The sequence below is a fragment of the Vibrio parahaemolyticus genome, from assembly GCF_900460535.1.
GTDB lineage: Bacteria > Pseudomonadota > Gammaproteobacteria > Enterobacterales > Vibrionaceae > Vibrio > Vibrio parahaemolyticus.
Window position 1 is genome coordinate 3,075,426 of record NZ_UHIL01000001.1, and the last position, 14,721, is coordinate 3,090,146.

Here is a 14,721-nt window from a genome sequence, read left to right on the forward strand (position 1 = left end):
TATCTTCTCCAAACTCATACCTGCCTCTAAGACCCTAAATCCACAATCATTTATCCTGCGCTTAGGATGAATATTTAGAGGGGCTACCAATGCCACAGATGAATGTCAGCACACTGGCTAAATTGCTGGTGTGTTTTTTAATTCCGCTCGGTGTTTTGATGATGCCGATTGATGCTATTCCCATTGATGATCTCACTTTAATTCAGCATCGCTTGTTGGCCATTTTTCTTCTTGCTGCCCTACTTTGGGTTCTTGAGCCGGTTCCCGTTTTTGCTACGTCCATTCTTATTATCGCTCTCGAACTGATCATGATTTCCGACAAAGGCTTGCATCTGTTTCGCAATCCACCACCAGGGCACGATCTTGGCGAGCTGATCAACTACACCGATATCTTCTCTGCCTTTTCGTCACCAATCATTATTCTTTTTATGGGCGGCTTTGCATTAGCGATTGCCGCCTCTAAGTATGAGCTCGACAACAACCTCGCTCGCGTGTTGCTTAAACCGTTTGGCAACCAGCCCAAATTCATCATGCTCGGGCTGATGTTGATCACCGCGGTGTTTTCCATGTTCATGTCCAATACCGCAACAACGGTCATGATGTTAGCGCTACTTGGCCCTATTGTGGCGTCGGCACCGAAAGGTGACTTAGGCATTAAAGCACTGGTTTTGTGTATTCCAATAGCCGCCAATACGGGTGGTATTGCTACGCCAATAGGTACGCCACCGAACGCCATCGCACTGCAATATCTCACTGGAGAAAACACCATCGACTTCCTCTCATGGATGATGATGGGCTTACCTTTTGTCTTAGTGCAATTGACCATCGCTTGGTTCTTACTGCAAAAGCTGTTCCCATCGAGCGAGCCAGAAATGAAACTCAAGTTGGATGGCACTTTCAAAAAGAGCTGGCGCGCAATGGTGGTTTACGTGACCTTCGCCCTCACCATCGTCTTGTGGATGACCACCAAAGCTCATGGCATGAATACGTACGTCGTCGCGATTATTCCTCTGGCAGTCTTTACCTTAACGGGCATCATGGGCAAAGAAGAGCTCAAACTGATCAACTGGGACGTATTGTGGTTGGTTGCCGGTGGTATTGCGATTGGCATTGCACTCGATAAAACGGGCTTAGCAGAAGCGCTCGCCCACGCAATTGATTATGAGGCGCTGTCTCCATTTGCGGTGGTGGTCGCACTCTCCATCGTATGTTGGTTGATGGCCAATTTTATGTCGAACACCGCGACCGCGAACTTGTTGATGCCAATTGCCGCAGCTATCGGGGTTTCCATGCCGAGTTTGGCCGCTGTCGGTGGCTTACAAGGCTTACTGGTTGTGGTCGCATTCTCGGCTTCACTGGGCATGATTTTACCTGTCTCCACCCCACCAAACTCATTAGCGTATTCAACGGGCCTGATAGAAAGCAAAGACATGGCGAAAGTCGGGCTCATCATTGGCTTAATTGGTCTGTTTATAGTTTACGGCGCTGTGTTGATTCTCTTCTAACGTTCTGGCTCTGTGAGGGGTTAAGCCTTCACAGAGCCCCTTCATTCCCATGACCTCGACTTTGCCCCCTATGCACACCATGATGAATGGGGATTTAACATTGCATTGCTGAATAAAAATCACACCATGTGCCTCAAGTTTCATCACTAACTGTCGATAAATTCACTAAAGCCTTTCATGTAACGCTCTGTGCTTGAATCGTCTAAACCCTCTGGAGTCACACGTTGTGACACTGATCTTTTTGTCTGTTTATAAAGGTTAGACAATGAGAAATACCATTAAGTTAAAAATCCAGATTGCTATCGCAGTTATTATCGCCATCGTAAGTGGCGTTCAAGCTTGGGTTTCCGTTAATCAACTTCACGAAGAAACCACATCCACACTCAACCGAGAAATACAGAATATTTCTGAGTCGACTAACCGTTATATCAGCGATTGGCTCTCAATTCGTAGCGATATGATGTTGGCTAACGAACAAATCATCGCCAGTTCTGATGATGCAGATCGCGAGTTATTGCTGACCAAACGCGCGGGGAAATTTCTCTCTGTTTACGCAGGGTTCTCTGACGGCGCTATTGCCTACGGCGATAAAAGCGAATCATGGCCATCCGATTACGACCCTCGAACTCGCCCTTGGTATCAAGACGCGATGGCACAATCTGGGCTGATCATTACCGAGCCATACCAAGACTTTGATGGCAGTATTGTGGTTAGCTTTGCCAAAGCGTTTAACCAAAACAAACAAGGCGTCTTGGCCGCTGACTTGGCCGTCACAGACATCATCAACGAAGTGTTGAATATCCAATTGGATAACAACGGCTTCGCGTTCTTGGTGGATGGCAACAATAACCTCGTCGCTTATAAAGATGAAAAGCTCAGCCAGAAACCGCTCACCACGTTAAATCCAGAACTGACGCGCGATAAAATGGCCAACTTGGCACAACACGCGAAGCTAGAAACAATCACGTGGCCAAAACAAGGCGACCAACTGATTTATGTTGCTCAAGTCCCTAACACCGATTGGTCTCTGGGCGTTGTGCAAGACAAACAAATGGCTTTTGCATCCGTTTCGGAGCAAGTGACCTTTACTGCCATTGCTTCAATCGTGATGTATTTGATCATCGCTGCCATCAGCACTTACGTGATCACTCGCCTACTACGTCCACTGCAAACTTTGTCGGATGCACTCTCTGAACTGTCACAAGGTGAAGGTGATTTGACGCAGCGCATCGAGATTGAACGCATGGATGAAATTGGTGAACTGGCCACGCACGTCAACCAGTTCCTTGCTCAGATGCAATCAATGCTAAAAAACATCGTCGAAAACAGTCAGCAGTTGTCAGAACAAGCACAACAGGCGAATGAACTCTCAGCCATGGCGGCAGGACGCGTTGAGCACCAACAAAATGACGTAAACCAAATTGCTACGGCCATTCATGAAATGTCGGCAACCGCTGCAGAAGTCGCAAGTCATGCAGAATTGACCGCAAGTGCATCCCAAAACTCCGCATCTGCGTGTGTGGAAGGTCAAAGCGTTATTCAGAAAAACCGAGAAGCGATTGTGTCGCTTGCTGAGCAAGTGAGTGATGCGGCAAATGTGATTTCTGAACTGGAAGCGAACACCCAAAGCATCAACCAAATTTTGTCTACGATTCAGGGCATTGCTGAGCAAACCAACCTGCTCGCTCTCAATGCAGCCATCGAAGCAGCACGCGCGGGTGAACAAGGACGCGGATTTGCCGTGGTAGCGGATGAAGTACGTGTACTTAGCCAACGCACTCATGGCTCAACAGAAGAAATCCGTACCATGATTGAAACGCTGCAAAGCAATACCAAGCTTGCCGTAAACAGCATGCAAGCCAGCACTAGCTTGGCAGATACCAGCGTGGATTACGCACAGCAAGCGCACGACAGTCTAACCAGCATCACCAACTCTATCACTGAGATTAATGATATGGCGATGCAGATTGCGAGCGCAGCAGAAGAGCAGCGAGCGGTAAGTGAAGACATCAGCCGCAATACTCAAGGCATCAAAGACGATGCAGATGTCATTGCTGAGCAATCACTGAAAAGCAGTGAAGGCGCACGCAGAATGTTCAACACAGCGAACACCATGCGAGAAAACATCAGTCGCTTTAAAGTGTAAACCGCCCCGAAAAAGCAGCTCCCAGAGCTGCTTTTTTATTGATGTTATCTAGCCCTTTAACTTCCCAATAATAAATAAAAAAATGATGGCATTGCTCGTGGCATTTCATGCATATTAAGAGCCCTCAACCCTATTCAACAAGGACGTCTATCAATCATGGGTTACGAATGGCTTGCTCTGTGCGCTGCCTTTTTATGGGCGGTTTCCAGCCTGATTTCGGTTATTCCTGCGCAGCATCTGGGTGCCTTTTCTTACAGTCGTTGGCGGATGGGCTGCACAGCCGTGATTTTGTCGACCATGGCGTGGATAACCGGCGGTTGGCTAAGTGTGTCTTGGGAACACATTACGCCGATGATGGCATCCGGATTGATAGGGATCTTCATTGGCGACACCGCACTGTTTGCTTGTTTGAATCGCATGGGGCCAAGGCAAGCGGGCCTGTTGTTTTCCTGTCATGCCGTGTTTTCCACCATCTTAGGTTATTTCCTGTTTAGCGAAAGCATGACGGCCATTGAACTGCTTGGTTCTGCACTGGTGTTTAGCGGTGTGGTGATGGCGATATTCTTTGGCCGACGCGGACAAACTAACAATGTGCTAGAGGAAATCAAAGGCAACATTTGGGTTGGAGTCTCACTCGGCCTTACCGCTGCAATATGTCAGGCGCTCGGTGGCATTATTGCTAAACCGGTCATGCAAACCAGTGTCGACCCAATCGCTGCATCGGCAATTCGAATGATCAGCGCGTTCGTTGCGCACTGCTTATTACTTATCGTTGGAGTAAAAGTTGCTCGCTCCACCCAACGCATTACTTGGCGTGTTTTTGGCATTACGGCGTTGAATGGCTTTCTCGCGATGGCCGTAGGAATGACGTTAATTCTTTACGCGCTGCGCGAAGGGAACGTAGGTATGGTTGCTCTGCTATCTTCAACCACGCCAATCATGTTGCTACCGCTGCTCTGGGTTTACACTAAACGCCGACCAAACCGATTTGCTTGGTTGGGCGCGGCCCTAGCGGTGATTGGTGCGGGGATTTTAGTTCAGTAATCTTACAAACCAGTCCCTATTACCAGACACAAAAAAGCCCGAGTTTATACTCGGGCTTTTGTCATTCTGAGTCGTCAGTTAATTACTTAACTAGCACATCACCAGACATTTCAGCAGGGATTTCTAGACCCGCTAGAGAAAGCATTGTTGGTGCAAGGTCAGACAGTTTACCGCCTTCTTTGAACTCAACCGCTTTGTCACCTACGTAGATTAGAGGCACTGGTAGGTTAGTGTGTGCAGTGTGAACGCCGCCAGTTTCAGGGTCGATCATCATTTCTGCGTTACCGTGGTCCGCAGTGATCAGTAGCTGACCGCCAACTTCTTTGATTGCTTCAACTACTTTGCCTACGCTTTCGTCTAGTGCTTCGATCGCTTTTTCAGCCGCTTCGTAAACACCAGTGTGGCCAACCATATCTGCGTTAGGGTAGTTACAGATGATTGTGTCGTACTTACCAGACTTGATAGCCGCAACCAATTTCTCAGTTAGCTCTGGAGAGCTCATTTCTGGTTGTAGGTCGTAAGTCGCTACTTTTGGAGAAGCAACCAATTGACGCTCTTCGCCTTCAAATTCGTTCTCAACACCACCGTTGAAGAAGAAAGTAACGTGCGCGTATTTCTCTGTTTCAGAGATACGTAGCTGAGTTTGACCTTGCTTAGATAGCCATTCACCGTACGTGTTTTCTAGAGACGCTGGTGGGAATGCTGTTGCTAGAGGGATATCTGCCGCGTATTGAGTCAGCATCACGAAGTTGATTGCTGGGAATACTGCACGCTCAAAACCGTCAAAACTAGGAACGAATGCACGTGTGATTTGACGTGCACGGTCAGCACGGTAGTTCATGAAGATAACCGCATCACCGTCTTGCATGATTGCGTCTTCTTGACCTTCTGCTTTAATCGCCGTTGCTTTCACGAACTCGTCGTTTTCGTCACGAGCGTAAGCCGCTTCAAGACCAGCAACAGCCGTTTCTGCTGTGAATTCAGCTTTAGCTTGGGTTAGTAGATCGTATGCAACTTGTACACGTTCCCAGTTGTTGTCACGGTCCATTGCGTAGTAACGACCAACTAGAGAAGCAACGCGGCCTTTACCTAGTTTCGCGAATAGATCTTGGAAACGTTGTAGCGAGTTTTCTGCACTGCGTGGTGGTGTGTCACGACCGTCTAGGAAACAGTGTAGGTAGATTTTTTCAGCGCCACGAGCTGCCGCCATTTCAACCGCTGCGTAGATGTGATCTTCGTGAGAGTGTACGCCACCTGGAGACATAAGACCCATGATGTGTACTGCTTTTTCTGCTTTCACTGCAGCGTCGATAGCTTCCACTAGAGCAGGCGTTTGTTCGAACTCACCATCAGCAATTGATTTAGTGATACGAGTTAGATCTTGGTATACAACGCGACCTGCGCCAATGTTAGTGTGACCAACTTCTGAGTTACCCATTTGACCATCAGGAAGGCCAACATCCATGCCTGAAGCAGAGATTAGAGTATGTGGGTTGTTCGCAATCAGAGCATCCATTACTGGTGTTTTCGCATTCGCAATTGCGTTACTTGCTGTGTCTTCACGGTAACCGTAACCGTCAAGGATAACTAGAGCCAGTGGCTTCTTAGCTGACATAGTGATGACCTCATCAAATTTAAGTAACTTTTGGCGTAGGGCTTCGCTGCCCTATCTAACCTTGAAACAAAACTAGCGTAATTTTACTACACTTTTTAACCAAAACTGTAGGTTAAGATCAAATAATGTTTGCGATTTAATGTTGCTATCTTACAAGTTAGCGAGCAACCAAGCGTCACCAACAAACGTGTTCCACAAGCATAGTCATTCCCAATACGCTTTGTACACCCAAGCCAACATTCGATGGCGCGCCTCTCAACGTTGCCACAAAACTGTCAAAACGGTCTGCTTTTAGAGCGCTCAACATAACTGGCTGAGGATAGGTTCTATTGTTCTCTTTTCTTAGCAAAACAGAAGTCACTTAGACCGATTACTTCGATAGGGAAAAGTGATGAATAAGGATAGGAGAAGAGATGCGATAACAAGGACGTAGCGAGTTTATAGAGATCTCAATTATTCGTTAGAAAATTTTAACCCTCTCGCCTAAGAGGCTTAACCCCGCTATACTCCTGCTTTATTTTTCCGCCAACAGCGTAAGAGCTCAAGACATGCAAGAGTACATTGAATTTTTCCAACAGAACATGATTCTATCTTTGGTTTGGGTAGGTCTTCTTGTCGCATTTATCATGAACATCGTGAAGTCAGCGACGGCAGCATACAAAGAAATCAACGTAAACCAACTGACTCACCTAATGAACCGTGAAAACGGCGTTGTTGTGGATATCCGCACAAAAGATGAGTTCAAAAAAGGTCATATCACCGACTCACTTCACATTTTACCTTCAGACATCAAAGCTGGTAACTTGGGTAGCCTTGAAAACCATAAATCAGACCCAATCATTGTTGTATGCAAGACGGGCCAAACCGCTCAAGAAAGCGCGAACCTTCTAGTAAAAGCGGGCTTTGAAAAAGTTAGCCTACTTAAGAATGGTTTGATTGCATGGAACGAAGCAAACCTACCTTTAGTTCGTGGTAAAAAGTAGGAACGTGGCAAAAACTAAGGTACGCATTTAAACGCGATTTTGCCAAGCCTCGTGGATATAAAACTGAGCAAATAGAAAGCAGTTGAAGCCCTAAGTTGTGACGCTTTGCACGTAATACACGCTTCATCTAGTCAAGGTACATTTGCTCAGTTAGTCTCAGGACAAACCAAATTTCTGAGTTTAGGCGTTTCTAGACTCAACAAATGTTTATTAAGGATTTAAAAATGGCTGAAGCAGCACCTCAAGAAGCACAACAAAACTTCGCAATTCAACGCATCTTCCTAAAAGACGTTTCTTTCGAAGCGCCAAACTCTCCAGTAATCTTCCAAAAAGAATGGAACCCAGACGTTAAACTAGACCTAGACACTCAAAGCCGTGAGCTTGGTGAAGGCGTTTACGAAGTGGTTCTACGTCTAACTGTGACTGTGAAGAACGAAGAAGAAACTGCGTTCCTATGTGAAGTTCAACAAGGTGGTATCTTCACTGCTGAGCAAATGGAAGCTGGTCAACTAGCACATTGCCTAGGTGCATTCTGCCCGAACATCCTATTCCCTTACGCTCGTGAAACTATCTCAAGCCTAGTTGTTAAAGGTACGTTCCCTCAACTGAACCTAGCGCCAGTTAACTTCGACGCGCTATTCATGAACTACCTACAACAGCAAGCTCAACAAGGCGAAGCTCAAGCGTAATTCACGTTTTGTAAGTGACGAACAGCCATAAGCGCTTTCGTCACCGACTCGAAGAAAATGCACATAGCGTCTACCATCCGATGCAATGTGCATTTTTTATTTCTGACAAAAGTTCCTAGTTCCTAATCCCTAGAGAGCGTAAAATCTGGTGATTATGAACTAGATTCTACTAGTAGAAAGACAATTAGGCGGTAGCATGACACAAGCAAATACAAACAATGCTTACGGTAAAGACATCGCAATGACTGTAATTGGCGCAGGCTCATACGGTACTTCTCTAGCGATCTCCCTCGCGCGCAATGGTGCGAACGTTGTCCTTTGGGGACACGAGTCTGAGCACATGGCTCGCTTAGAGGCGGATCGCGCGAACCACGCATTTTTACCAGGTGTTGATTTCCCAGAAAGCTTGATTATTGAATCGGATTTAGAAAAAGCCGTTCAAGCAAGCCGTGACTTGTTAGTTGTGGTTCCAAGCCATGTCTTTGGCATCGTGCTTAACAGCTGCAAACCGTTCCTGCGTGAAGATTCGCGTATCTGTTGGGCAACCAAAGGTCTTGAACCTGAAACTGGCCGACTGCTCAAAGACGTCGCGTACGACATCATCGGTGAGAACTACTCGCTGGCCGTTCTATCTGGCCCAACGTTCGCGAAAGAGCTCGCGATGGGTCTACCAACTGCGATTTCCGTTGCCTCTCCAGATGCAGAGTTCGTGGCGGATCTGCAAGAGAAAATCCACTGTAGCAAAACCTTCCGCGTGTACGCGAACAACGACTTCATCGGCATGCAACTTGGCGGTGCAGTGAAAAACGTTATCGCAATTGGCGCAGGTATGTCAGACGGCATCGGTTTTGGTGCAAACGCACGTACTGCGTTGATTACCCGTGGCTTGGCTGAAATGAGCCGCCTTGGCGCTGCACTTGGTGCCAAACCAGAAACCTTCATGGGTATGGCTGGTTTAGGTGACTTGGTTCTTACGTGTACTGACAACCAGTCACGTAACCGCCGCTTTGGTTTAGCTCTCGGCCAAGGTAAAGACGTTGACACGGCACAAGAAGAAATTGGCCAAGTCGTAGAAGGCTACCGCAACACGAAAGAAGTATGGATGCTCTCCCAACGCATGGGCGTTGAGATGCCGATTGTTGACCAAATTTATCAAGTATTGTATCAAGGAAAAGATGCACGCCTGGCAGCGCAAGATTTACTTGCTCGTGACAAAAAAGCCGAAGGAAAGTAGCACTCTACGCACCTTCGCACCTCATCTGAGAAGAATAGAAGTTGTCGGGTCACGGAAGAACCACTCAGGATATTGAGAATGAAACACTGCGAAAAACAAAAAGTCTGGAACAAAATTGTCTCAGAAGCCCGTGAAATGTCAGAGCAAGAGCCTATGTTGGCGAGCTTTTACCACGCAACCATCATCAAGCATGAAAGTTTGTGTGCGGCACTGAGTTACATTTTGGCCAACAAATTAAACACGGCGTCGATGCCAGCAATGGCCGTTCGTGAAGTGGTCGAAGAGGCATTTGCCGCAGACCCTACCATCACGGATTTTGCTGCGTGTGACATTTGTGCGACGGTCAACCGCGACCCTGCTGTTTCCATGTACTCAATGCCATTATTGTATTTGAAAGGTTACCACGCGCTGCAAGGCTATCGCGTGGCAAACTGGTTGTGGAAACAAGGCCGTCATGCCCTTGCGACGTATTTGCAAAACCAAATTTCTGTAGCGTGTCAGGTAGACATTCACCCAGCAGCACGTATTGGTAGCGGCATCATGCTCGACCATGCGACGGGCATCGTGATCGGTGAAACTGCGGTGGTTGATAACGATGTGTCGATCCTGCAAGACGTCACCCTAGGTGGTACAGGTAAAGAGTGCGGCGATCGTCACCCGAAAATCCGTGAAGGCGTGATGATTGGTGCAGGTGCCAAAATTCTTGGTAATATCGAAGTGGGCGAAGGGGCGAAAATCGGCTCTTGCTCCGTAGTATTGCAAGCGGTGCCACCGCACACGACCGTGGCAGGCGTACCCGCGAAAATCGTTGGTCGACCAAAAACAGACAAACCGTCTCTCGATATGGACCAAGGCTTTAACGGTAAATCACAAAGCTTTATCCATGGAGATGGCATTTAACCGTCTTCTGATCCTTTGACAATAATGTGGTAGGTAACTCTCAAGTGCGAAAACAAAATCACCCAGTGCTCCGCTCGGCTATTTTATTAACTTGTGCTTTATCTGCCACCTATCCCCTCTCTTCTTTCGCCGCTAGTCAGCAAGAGCTCAAAGGCGTTTCCAGCGAAATCAATCGCCAAAAGAAGGCGCTAACCTCGCAAGAGAAACAGCTTAACGAGCTGCAAAAATCGCTCAAAGACCAAGAGCTTGGCATTTCTAAGCTGGAGCGAGAAATCAAGCAAACCAAAGCCGACCTTGCTCAAGCAGACAAAAACATCAACAAACTGGAAGAGAAAATCTCCCTCCAAGAAGCCCAGCGCCAAGCACAAGAGGAAGAGCTCAAGCAGTTGCTGCAAACGTATTACGTGACCGAGCGAGCGAAAGCGAATGGGCACTTATTGAATCAAGGCGTAGAAGAAGACCGGATTAGCCAATACTTTCAGCACTTAGCCAAGGCTCGTGCCGAAGTGATTGATGCCATCACCAAAACCACTCAAGAGTTGGCGCACAACAAAAACCAACTTGAGCTAGAGAAAGAGCAGATCGAAACCCTGCTCAAGCAGCAATCAGAAAAGCGTACCGCACTGGCCAGTACGCAGTCGAATCGTAAGCAAACGCTGAACAAAATTCAGAGCAGCATTAAAAACGACAAACGTTACCTTGCTGAGCTACAACGCAATGAAACCCGTCTAAAAGCCGAGATTGCAAAAGCCGCCAAGCGAAATGCGGTACCAATGGACGGGCTCGGCAAACAGCGCGGCAAACTACCATGGCCACTCAAAGGCAGTGTGTTACATAACTTCGGTACGCGTCAAACCGGACAAGTAAACTGGAAAGGTATGGTGCTTTCCGCTAACTATGGTCAACAAGTTAAAGCGGTTTACCCTGGCACAGTCGTATTTGCAGAGTATTTAAGAGGTTACGGTTTAGTGGTGCTGCTTGATCACGGTAAAGGTGACATGACGCTTTACGGCTACAATCAGGCGTTAACCAAAGAAGAAGGCGATAAAGTCACCGCGGGCGAAGTGATAGCTCTCGCCGGAGATACAGGCGGGCAGGACCGACCATCACTGTATTTCGAAATCCGCCGTAATAGTGAAGCACAGAACCCGAAGTCTTGGTTAAAGCGCTGATTATCTGACTTATTTACTTGTAGTAAAAACAAAGGAGCCACTCGGCTCCTTTGTTGTATTCATATTTTGGAAAATGCTATGCATAGTACGTTTCGACCGCATCAATAAATGCATTCACATCTTCTTTGCGTAAGGCATTAATACCTGCAGCCGCCTCTCGCCCACCACCTGTCGGGAACTGCCCACACACGGCAACAGCACCTTGTTTATTGTTCAATGGTGCACGGAGTGAAACTGTGTAAGTACCATCTGCGTTTTCTGTGAGTACCGCATGCGCAGAGTCTGGATTTTGGTTTGCCAGCCAGTTGCCATACACACCGCTGATTCGACGTGATGCAGCCGTGTTTGGTAGCTCAAACAACTTCAATGTGTCGCTTTCATGTGTGGCTGGTACCGCTTGCGCGGCATCCATGTCTTGTTGGTAAGCCGATTGCAATTGATAGTAAGGCGAGGCTTTATCTTCAATGACTTCGAATGGCGAAATATATTGAACCAACGCTCGGTATAAATCCGCAGGATGGAAATGAAGATCGTCGACTTTCGAGCCATAACCGTTGTAGTTGATTAATGTACCGAGCTCTTTTAACTGCGCTTTTTGCTCGTTATTAAGTCCGGCTTGATCCGCCAGCGCATCCGCTTTAGCAATCAAGTTATCACCGTAAGCAGCGGTGATCGCCCAAGTATGAAAGCGTCCTTCCAGCAACTTATCGACAATCAAAGCGGTACACATATTAGCGTCAAGATCGATGTGGGTGTCCAAATTACCGTGTTGAGGAATGTCACCAGCTTTGTGGTGATCGGCGTAAAACACGTGCGCGCCTTGAGCCAATGCTTGCTCTAAGCCAGCCATGTTCTTTTCCATCGAAATGTCTAACACAGTCAGCTCATCACCCGCTTGCACGTCCACTTTTTCCACCAGCTTAATATCGCGCTTTACGCCGGTAATTAATTGGGAATCGATAGGGTCAGCCAAACGCAGTTGTAGAAGTGCGATGATGCCGTCTGCATCACCATTGAAGATGTCGTAATTCATTGAGCGATAGTTCCTTTATCGAGAGTCAATCCCTTGAACTAATCGAGGGAGATAGTCGTCTTATTGTGCGTAGCAAGTATGACAAGTCAACTCAAGGCGCGACTCGAAAATGAGAGTGACTCTCGAAATATTGAAGCAAGTGACCGATCAGCCCTGCAGTGTGCTGACCGCTTCTTCCAACAGCTGTAGTTGCTCCAAACCTTGTTCAGTCGCGACAGGTTTCACAACATTTAGCATCTGCAGCATCCCCTGCTTCACCATTTGCTCGGTAATGCTGGTTTTCGATGCCATTGCAGATTGGTAAGCTAACCAACTACAAGCGATCAAATGCAGCGTGCACACCAGTGATTTCAACTGCTGTTCATTCACATCCAGCAGCTTCAAAGAAACAAACTCCTGCATAATCGCAATGAGGTTGGCTTGCAGCTTCTCTTGCACATCGATGTACTGCTCATGCAGCTGTTCATCTCGTGACAAGATTTCTGGTAGGTTTGCGTAGAAAAAGCGGTATTTCCACATCAAGGTAAAAATAGAGTCTAGGTAGCTTTTCAGCATAGTCAGGCTCTCTTGTGAGCCTTGAATAGGGGTAAATCTTTCTAAAAGTTCTGCTGAATAAAGCGCAAAGATCTCACGAACGATTTCTTGCTTATTGCGGAAGTGGTAATACAGATTACCAGGGCTAATTTCGATGTGATCGGCAATGTGATTGGTGGTGATGTTGCGCTCACCATGTTGGTTGAACAACTCCAGTGCCGCGTAGACGATTTTGTCGCGCGTTTTCATTGTTATCGTATTCCCTCTTCATTAACGAATCGAGTATAGCGACTTCACCAACCTAGGTCGATAGAGGCTCCAAATACGGTAACATAACAGACCAGTTAAGATGCCAGTCGAGTTGGCGACAAGGTCTAACCAAGAGGTTTGTCTGCCGACATAGCCTTGTAGCCACTCAATGACGGCGCTAAATAGCAAAATACCCATCGCTACCGCCCAACGTTGACGCCAACGCCACACGCAAAAGCAACCTAAAAACGCAAAGCTGCTGTATGCCATGGCATGCTGCATTTTGTCGAGGTACGCGATATTGCCCCAGTCTTGTAGTTCACCTGAACTCAGAGATAAAAAAGCGATCAATATGGCGTAGCTCAAGATGACGAAACGTGCAGCCGTCAAGTTCATTGGATATCCTTATGCGATTGGAAATGGAAAGGCCGTGACTTGATCAATGTGGTCACAGCCTAGCGCCAGCATGATCAAACGATCGATACCCAGCGCAACCCCTGCACAGTCTGGCAATCCTGCTTCCAGTGCAGAAATCAGATGATAATCGATCGGCTGCGGTTTTAAACCCATTTCGATACGCTTTGCGTTATCTTGTTCAAAGCGCGCTAATTGCTCTTTCGGGTTGTCCAGTTCATGGAATCCGTTCGCCAGCTCTATCCCCTTAAAGTACACTTCAAAACGATCCGCGACGCGATGATCTTGAGGATTGATTTTTGCGAGCGCCGCCTGTGACGCAGGGAAGTCGTACACAAAAGCCGGCACATCCTGACCAATTTTGTTTTCTACTCCCACGCTAAATAACAGTTGCAGCAACGTATCGCGATCTTCTTCTGGCTCAGCAATGTCACTCAAGCCCAGCTTGCTTGCCGCCGCTTTCAGCTCCGTCATCGAGCCTTCTAATGGACACACACCCAACACATCAATGAAGGCTTGTTGATACGTCATGCGCTGCGCTGCGCCACACTTCAATACCAGTTGCAACAGGTCATCCATTTCATCCATCAATTTATGATGGTCAAAGCCAACGCGATACCACTCCAACATCGTAAACTCGGGGTTGTGGTATCGACCATTTTCTTCGTTACGAAACGCTTTATTGATTTGATAAATACAACCACTGCCCGCTGCTAAAAGGCGCTTCATATGGAATTCTGGACTGGTCATAAAGAACAGATTACTGCCATCAGCGTAACCAGGGCCAACAAACTCGGTTTGGAAAGTATGCAAATGAATGTCAGTCACGGTCGCGTGGCTCATCGCTGGCGTGTCCACTTCCATCACCTGTCGCTCGGCAAAGAATTGACGAATGGCGGCGATTAACGTCGCACGTTGACGAAGTTGCTCAATGGAAGCGGTAGGTTGCCAGTTGGTTTGCATAATAAGTCTCTCAAAACTCTAATTTAGCGCGTAAAAAACCCATTCTACATGCTTTTCACGGTTCGACGAGAGGGGAATTTCCCTTCTCTATTTTCCCGCCACATTGTTTAAATTTGAAGCAAGCATTACTCGTGCTGCAGTACAAAAAACATTCGAAATAAAACCTATTATCAATGACAGTAATGTCGAGCAACACTCATTTAACATTCATGGATATGACGTTTGAGTTTCAAATGTTTC

The 14,721-nt window shown here is 47.2% G+C and carries 13 protein-coding genes; 8 read left to right on the top strand and 5 right to left on the bottom strand.

What is annotated here, in order from left to right; translation table 11 throughout:
- The first annotated feature begins 89 nt into the window (after positions 1-89).
- The 3 genes from DYB02_RS15805 to DYB02_RS15815 all read left to right on the top strand — a co-directional run bounded on the left by DYB02_RS15805 (position 90) and on the right by DYB02_RS15815 (position 4,695).
- Positions 90-1,505, top strand: coding sequence for an SLC13 family permease (locus DYB02_RS15805; RefSeq protein WP_005496486.1), 1,416 nt, complete (start codon positions 90-92; stop codon positions 1,503-1,505).
- A 265-nt stretch (positions 1,506-1,770) separates the two neighbouring features.
- On the top strand, positions 1,771-3,651 hold the full coding sequence (locus DYB02_RS15810; protein ID WP_023583858.1) for a methyl-accepting chemotaxis protein: 1,881 nt from the start codon (positions 1,771-1,773) through the stop codon (positions 3,649-3,651).
- A 156-nt stretch (positions 3,652-3,807) separates the two neighbouring features.
- Positions 3,808-4,695, top strand: a complete 888-nt coding sequence (locus DYB02_RS15815; RefSeq protein WP_005482188.1) for a DMT family transporter — start codon at positions 3,808-3,810, stop codon at positions 4,693-4,695.
- 82 nt (positions 4,696-4,777) lie between these two features.
- Here the strand turns inward: DYB02_RS15815 and gpmM are convergent, their stop codons facing one another.
- A complete protein-coding gene (gpmM, locus tag DYB02_RS15820) occupies positions 4,778-6,310 on the bottom strand; it encodes a 2,3-bisphosphoglycerate-independent phosphoglycerate mutase (RefSeq protein ID WP_025578411.1) in 1,533 nt (510 codons plus the stop codon).
- A gap of 548 nt (positions 6,311-6,858) precedes the next feature.
- Here gpmM and DYB02_RS15825 point away from each other — a divergent pair.
- From DYB02_RS15825 to DYB02_RS15845, 5 genes are all read left to right on the top strand, one after another.
- Positions 6,859-7,293 (top strand): rhodanese-like domain-containing protein, encoded by a 435-nt coding sequence (locus DYB02_RS15825; RefSeq protein WP_005381472.1) that lies wholly within the window; start codon positions 6,859-6,861, stop codon positions 7,291-7,293.
- A 224-nt stretch (positions 7,294-7,517) separates the two neighbouring features.
- Positions 7,518-7,982, top strand: coding sequence for a protein-export chaperone SecB (gene secB / locus DYB02_RS15830; protein WP_005456911.1), 465 nt, complete (start codon positions 7,518-7,520; stop codon positions 7,980-7,982).
- Positions 7,983-8,178: 196 nt separating this feature from the next.
- Positions 8,179-9,216, top strand: a complete 1,038-nt coding sequence (gpsA, locus tag DYB02_RS15835) for an NAD(P)H-dependent glycerol-3-phosphate dehydrogenase (protein ID WP_029806258.1) — start codon at positions 8,179-8,181, stop codon at positions 9,214-9,216.
- A 78-nt stretch (positions 9,217-9,294) separates the two neighbouring features.
- Complete coding sequence (cysE, locus tag DYB02_RS15840) at positions 9,295-10,116, top strand: serine O-acetyltransferase (protein ID WP_005496472.1); 822 nt, start codon at positions 9,295-9,297, stop codon at positions 10,114-10,116.
- 26 nt (positions 10,117-10,142) lie between these two features.
- Positions 10,143-11,288 (top strand): murein hydrolase activator EnvC family protein, encoded by a 1,146-nt coding sequence (locus tag DYB02_RS15845; RefSeq protein WP_031822859.1) that lies wholly within the window; start codon positions 10,143-10,145, stop codon positions 11,286-11,288.
- 76 nt (positions 11,289-11,364) lie between these two features.
- On the opposite strand, the gene DYB02_RS15850 is transcribed toward DYB02_RS15845, so the two are convergent.
- From DYB02_RS15850 to epmA, 4 genes are all read right to left on the bottom strand, one after another.
- Positions 11,365-12,321, bottom strand: coding sequence for an acetyltransferase (locus DYB02_RS15850; protein ID WP_029805075.1), 957 nt, complete (start codon positions 12,319-12,321; stop codon positions 11,365-11,367).
- A gap of 147 nt (positions 12,322-12,468) precedes the next feature.
- Positions 12,469-13,104 carry a TetR/AcrR family transcriptional regulator gene (locus DYB02_RS15855; protein WP_005456944.1) on the bottom strand — a complete coding sequence of 212 codons (636 nt, stop codon included), beginning with the start codon at positions 13,102-13,104 and terminating at the stop codon, positions 12,469-12,471.
- 21 nt (positions 13,105-13,125) lie between these two features.
- Positions 13,126-13,500, bottom strand: a complete 375-nt coding sequence (locus DYB02_RS15860) for a VanZ family protein (RefSeq protein WP_029805073.1) — start codon at positions 13,498-13,500, stop codon at positions 13,126-13,128.
- Positions 13,501-13,509: 9 nt separating this feature from the next.
- Entirely contained in the window at positions 13,510-14,481 is a 972-nt protein-coding gene (gene epmA, locus DYB02_RS15865; RefSeq protein WP_021453452.1) for an elongation factor P--(R)-beta-lysine ligase, read from the bottom strand.
- Between the last annotated feature and the right edge of the window lie 240 nt (positions 14,482-14,721).

Coding starts and splice junctions, on each gene's coding strand:
- DYB02_RS15855 (WP_005456944.1), bottom strand. CDS start 13,104: ATGAAAACGCGCGACAAAATCGTCTACGCGGCACTGGAGTTGTTCAAC.
- gpsA (WP_029806258.1), top strand. CDS start 8,179: ATGACACAAGCAAATACAAACAATGCTTACGGTAAAGACATCGCAATG.
- DYB02_RS15805 (WP_005496486.1), top strand. CDS start 90: ATGCCACAGATGAATGTCAGCACACTGGCTAAATTGCTGGTGTGTTTT.
- cysE (WP_005496472.1), top strand. CDS start 9,295: ATGAAACACTGCGAAAAACAAAAAGTCTGGAACAAAATTGTCTCAGAA.
- DYB02_RS15825 (WP_005381472.1), top strand. CDS start 6,859: ATGCAAGAGTACATTGAATTTTTCCAACAGAACATGATTCTATCTTTG.
- DYB02_RS15810 (WP_023583858.1), top strand. CDS start 1,771: ATGAGAAATACCATTAAGTTAAAAATCCAGATTGCTATCGCAGTTATT.
- DYB02_RS15860 (WP_029805073.1), bottom strand. CDS start 13,500: ATGAACTTGACGGCTGCACGTTTCGTCATCTTGAGCTACGCCATATTG.
- secB (WP_005456911.1), top strand. CDS start 7,518: ATGGCTGAAGCAGCACCTCAAGAAGCACAACAAAACTTCGCAATTCAA.
- DYB02_RS15815 (WP_005482188.1), top strand. CDS start 3,808: ATGGGTTACGAATGGCTTGCTCTGTGCGCTGCCTTTTTATGGGCGGTT.
- DYB02_RS15850 (WP_029805075.1), bottom strand. CDS start 12,321: ATGAATTACGACATCTTCAATGGTGATGCAGACGGCATCATCGCACTT.
- gpmM (WP_025578411.1), bottom strand. CDS start 6,310: ATGTCAGCTAAGAAGCCACTGGCTCTAGTTATCCTTGACGGTTACGGT.
- epmA (WP_021453452.1), bottom strand. CDS start 14,481: ATGCAAACCAACTGGCAACCTACCGCTTCCATTGAGCAACTTCGTCAA.